The following is a 4575-nucleotide window of genomic DNA, read 5'->3' as shown; positions in this document are numbered from 1 at the left end:
TCTGTCGTAATCGTTTTCATACCATAGCGCCTCACTTATCAGTCAACTGTATCGGAAAGCATAGCTCTCCTATAGGTCATTGTACCACACCCGGGGCACTGTGGCGATACAGGTGCAGCAGTCTGTCCATAGCATTTAATTATAAACCATGCATATTTTCTAAACAGGCAATTTCTGCTATACTTATTTCGTAACAAATACAAATTTTAACACTCAAAAGAGGCATTACGTCATGGAAAAACGATTTGACATTAATAAAGACGGCTATAGTATCCGCTGCCGGCTGATTTTCAGTGACCATGAGAAAACGGCCCGCACCTTTTCTCATATCGTCCTGGTCACCCATGGATTCGGAAGCAGTAAAGACACGGCCGGTACACAGCATTTTGGCGAACATCTTGCATCGAAATACAGTGACTATGCGGCCCTCGCCTTTGACTGGCCCTGCCATGGAGAGGACGCCCGGAAAAAACTGACCATCGAAGAATGCATGACCTATCTCGATCTGGTCATACAGTACGCCCGTGAAGAACTTCAGGCGGAAACGCTTTACATCTACTCCACCAGTTTCGGTGGCTACGTCACGCTCCGCTACCTGATTGAACGGGGAAATCCTTTTAAAAAAATAGCCCTGCGCTGCCCGGCCGTCAATATGTATCAGACTATGTGCGATTTTATTCCCGAAGCAGATAAGACTAAACTCCACAAAGGAAAGGAAATCCAGATCGGGTTTGAGCGGAAGATGAAAATCGACCAGCACTTCCTCGATTCGCTCCGGGATTTCGATATTATGAAGCAGGAGTATTTCGACTATGCCGACGACATGATCGTCATCCACGGGACAAAGGACGAAATGGTCCCTATAAAAGCATCCCAGCGGTTCGCCGAAAACAACGTAATCGAATTCATCCCCGTGGAAGGCGCCAACCACCCCTTCCAGAACCCGAATCACATGGCCCTGGCTATTCACAAGATCATCGAATTTTTCAGCTGATACAGACGGATATACAAAAAAGACTGCCCCTGTATGATTCTGCGCCAGATTCAGTAATCTGACGCAACGGATCATCACAATAGGCAGTCTCTTTATATTTATGAAGCATATATTTAGATAAAATAATGGGAGGCAATGAACCAGCCCAGCCCCAGTATGATAAAGGAGCACAAAAAGGCTCCCGCCATGGGACGGACCCCTTCTTTGGCAATGACGCTGAAATTGACATTCAGGCCTAATGCCGCCATAGCCATTCCCAGAATGACATAGGCCGCCTGTACAAAATACGGGACCAGTATTTCAACAGCCGGCACATACGAACCGATGGCACTGGCCAGTATGAACCCTCCCATGAACCAGGGAATGGGGATTTTCATGTCCTGCTTGCTATCGTCGTTCCGCCGGTTGCGCCAGGCTTCGAGAATCCCCACGATAATGGCGACCGGGGCCAGCAACAGGACACGGGAAAGCTTGGCGATGATGGCACTATCCGTTCCTACCGGCCCTGCACTGCCGCCGGCAGCCACGGCATGGGCGATTTCATGAAGGCTGAGGCCGGCCATGACACCGAACTGGCTGTCCGTAAATCCCAGCAGCGGCTGCAGTCCGACTTCGATCAGGGTAAATACCGTTCCCAGTACGGCCACGACAGCTACGGCCAGGACAGACTGGCTGGCTTTGGCTTTTACCGTCCCCGATATACCCATGACGGCCGCAGCCCCGCAGATGCTGCATCCACAGGCCGTAAGAAGTGCCAGCGTATGATCAACCCGGAATAACCGTGCCATGCCATAATTGATGAGGATCATCACCGCAACGACGACGACAGCCGCTTCCAGACTGTGCAGCCCCGACGTCATCAGGATGACCAGATTCAGTTTGAATCCCAGCAGGATAATGCCGGCCCGTAAAAATTTATTGGCAATGAATCCCGTGCTTTCCCGGGCCGTCAGGGTCAGCGTACGGAAGAGCTGAAACGCCATACCCAGAAGCAGAGCCAGCACAAGATGGCCAATCAGGGAAAACCCCGGCAGCTTTGCCAGCTGCCAGCCTGCCAGGGAACAAGCCAGTGTCAGGATGACCCCGACAGAGGCGCGATGCCATTCCACAAATTTCATGTTACTCATTTTTGTCCACTCCTCTATTTCTCGTTGCGATGGAATAAGTATACCGCGCCTCTTTTCATATGGAAAATACCGATATATAATATATACCATAAGTAAATACTTATACTAACAGAGGTAATCTCATGACTATCCGCCACTTACAAATATTTATCGCCGTCTGCGAAACCATGAATATGACCCACGCTGCCCGGCAGCTGCACATCAGCCAGCCATCCATTACCCAGGCCATCCATGAACTGGAAGATCACTATGGGCTGTTGCTGTTCCATCGTCTGGGCCGGCGTATCTTCGTGACTGCTGCCGGCCAGCACCTCTTGCAATATGCCTACCAGATTACATCCCTCATCGAAAAAGCAGAAACGGGGATGAAATCCCTGCAAAATCAGATTCCCATACGTCTGGGTGCCAGCATTACCATAGGGGAAGTCCTGTTGGTCGAATTACTGCAGCACGAACACGTACGGCTGCCCGGGCAGGAAATCCTCTCAGAAATCCACAACACCAAAGAACTGGAACAACGGCTTATGGAAGATAAACTGGATCTGGCTCTCATCGAAGGCCGCCTGACATCTCCTTACCTCACGGCCCTTCCATTCCTGACAGACGAACTGACGGCCATTGCCGCTCCTCAAAATCCCTGGAGCCGGAAGGAAATCCGCCAGTGCCACGATCTGGACCATATCCCCGTATTTCTGAGAGAGTCTGGCAGCGGCACGCGGGAATTGTTTGCCCGCATCATGGACGATCACGCCATTCCCTATCATGTCTGCGGCGTCTACAATAATTCCGAAGCCATCAAAAAAGCCGTCATAGCCAATCTGGGGACAGCCTTTCTCTCGCGCCGCCTGGTACAACGGGAAATCGAAGAGGGACTTCTATGTGAACTTCCCCTGCCGGGCCTTTCATTTCAGCGTATCTTCCAAATCGTCTACCATAAAGATAAATTTCTCACGCCATCCATGACCCACATCATCCGGGAATGCCTCACCATCCAAAACTGGCTGCCGGGGACCCACCCCGGCGAGGGTATCTGAGATAGTTAAGAAACGGAGGTTTGTTCTATGAATCGTGTACAAGCAGGATTATTTGATTTTCTGGAAAAGGCCGTATCCCCCTTCCACTCGGTTAAAGCAGGTATTTCCCTGCTGGAAGAAAAAGGATTTACGCCTCTTTCCTTATCTCATACGTGGTCACTGACGCCGGGAAAGGCATACTATACCCGCGTATTCGGTTCGACGCTCCTGGCATTCCGCATCGGCAGGAAGCCGCGTAGTCACCTGCACATCGCCACGGCCCATACGGATTTCCCCTGTCTGCGCATCAAGCCCCATGCGGCGATTCAGACACAGCAGTACGGGAAACTCAATGTCGAAGTATATGGCGGCATGATCCGAAACACCTGGCTGGACCGCCCGCTGTCTCTGGCCGGTAAAATCGTGCTCCGCAGTGACGACGCCTATCATCCGGATGTGCGCTATGTCGATGCCCGCCGCCCTCTCCTTACGATTCCTCACCTGGCAATCCATATGAATCCCACGGTAAATGAAGGGGAAAAACTGAATCCCCAGAAAGACATGCTCCCCTTGTTCACCCTGACTGACCGGGATTCTTCCGGCGATGACCGGTCCGTTTTCCTGCAATTTCTGGCAGACGAATTTTCCCTGCAGGCAGCCGATATCCTGTCGTACGAATTGACGGTGTATCCGACAGAACCGCCTTGTCTCTTGGGGCGGAATAATGAATTCATTTCCGCCTCCCGCCTGGATAACCAGACATCGGTATATGCCTGCCTCATGGGCCTGATCCATGGCACCAGTACGGATGGAATCAATCTCATCGCCCTCTTTGACAATGAGGAAGTCGGCAGCCGCAGCAAGCAGGGGGCCGCATCACTCGTCTGCCCTCAGATCCTGCAGCGGATATACACCGGACTCGGATATACGGAATCGGAATTATGGGCCGATATGAGCGGCGGATACGTCTTCTCCCTCGATGCCGCCCACGCGTACCACCCCAACTATCCCGATAAAACCGATCCCACCAACCTCCCCGTCCTCAACGGCGGTCCGGTCCTGAAAATAGCCTGCAGCCAGACCTATGCCGGCGATGCCGAGGCGATTGCCATCGCCCGCAGCCTCTGCGAAAGCCAAGATATCCCCTGTCAGTTTTTCCTGAACCGCTCGGACATGCGCGGCGGCTCTACCCTGGGATCTCTCCTGTCGGCCAACATGCCCATGCGCACCATGGACATCGGACTGCCACTTTTGGCCATGCACTCTGCCCGGGAAACCATGGGAGCAGCAGACCAGGAAGCCCTGCAAAAACTGATGACCCTGTTCTTCAGCCGGTAACCGGGAAAAGCAAACGAGGCTTACCGCATGATAGCAACTGTTTCATGCGATAAGCCTTGTCTGTTTAGTATGGGGACGGTATATTTCGATGAAAACTTATTTT

Annotated in this window: 4 protein-coding genes; 3 read left to right on the top strand and 1 reads right to left on the bottom strand. The window is 52.0% G+C overall.

Annotated features, from left to right (window positions below; translation table 11 throughout):
* Positions 1-232: 232 nt before the first annotated feature.
* Complete coding sequence (locus tag DBO31_RS04585) at positions 233-994, top strand: alpha/beta hydrolase (RefSeq protein WP_150824553.1); 762 nt, start codon at positions 233-235, stop codon at positions 992-994.
* A 113-nt stretch (positions 995-1107) separates the two neighbouring features.
* On the opposite strand, the gene DBO31_RS04580 is transcribed toward DBO31_RS04585, so the two are convergent.
* Positions 1108-2121 carry a YeiH family protein gene (locus DBO31_RS04580; protein ID WP_059077136.1) on the bottom strand — a complete coding sequence of 338 codons (1014 nt, stop codon included), beginning with the start codon at positions 2119-2121 and terminating at the stop codon, positions 1108-1110.
* Positions 2122-2243: 122 nt separating this feature from the next.
* Between DBO31_RS04580 and DBO31_RS04575 the strand changes: the two genes are divergently transcribed.
* Both DBO31_RS04575 and DBO31_RS04570 read left to right on the top strand, forming a co-directional pair.
* Positions 2244-3155, top strand: coding sequence for a LysR family transcriptional regulator (locus DBO31_RS04575; RefSeq protein ID WP_059077135.1), 912 nt, complete (start codon positions 2244-2246; stop codon positions 3153-3155).
* A 27-nt stretch (positions 3156-3182) separates the two neighbouring features.
* Complete coding sequence (locus DBO31_RS04570) at positions 3183-4472, top strand: M18 family aminopeptidase (RefSeq protein WP_075582199.1); 1290 nt, start codon at positions 3183-3185, stop codon at positions 4470-4472.
* Positions 4473-4575: the final 103 nt, after the last annotated feature.

The sequence above is a fragment of the Megasphaera sp. DJF_B143 genome (genome assembly GCF_900320625.1).
GTDB classification, from domain to species: domain Bacteria; phylum Bacillota; class Negativicutes; order Veillonellales; family Megasphaeraceae; genus Megasphaera; species Megasphaera hexanoica.
This window is presented reverse-complemented; position numbering and strand designations above follow the sequence as displayed.

What these genes read in the sequence shown, in the direction of transcription:
- DBO31_RS04585 (WP_150824553.1), top strand. Translation starts at nt 233, where the DNA reads ATGGAAAAACGATTTGACATTAATAAAGACGGCTATAGTATCCGCTGC.
- DBO31_RS04580 (WP_059077136.1), bottom strand. Translation starts at nt 2,121, where the DNA reads ATGAGTAACATGAAATTTGTGGAATGGCATCGCGCCTCTGTCGGGGTC.
- DBO31_RS04575 (WP_059077135.1), top strand. Translation starts at nt 2,244, where the DNA reads ATGACTATCCGCCACTTACAAATATTTATCGCCGTCTGCGAAACCATG.
- DBO31_RS04570 (WP_075582199.1), top strand. Translation starts at nt 3,183, where the DNA reads ATGAATCGTGTACAAGCAGGATTATTTGATTTTCTGGAAAAGGCCGTA.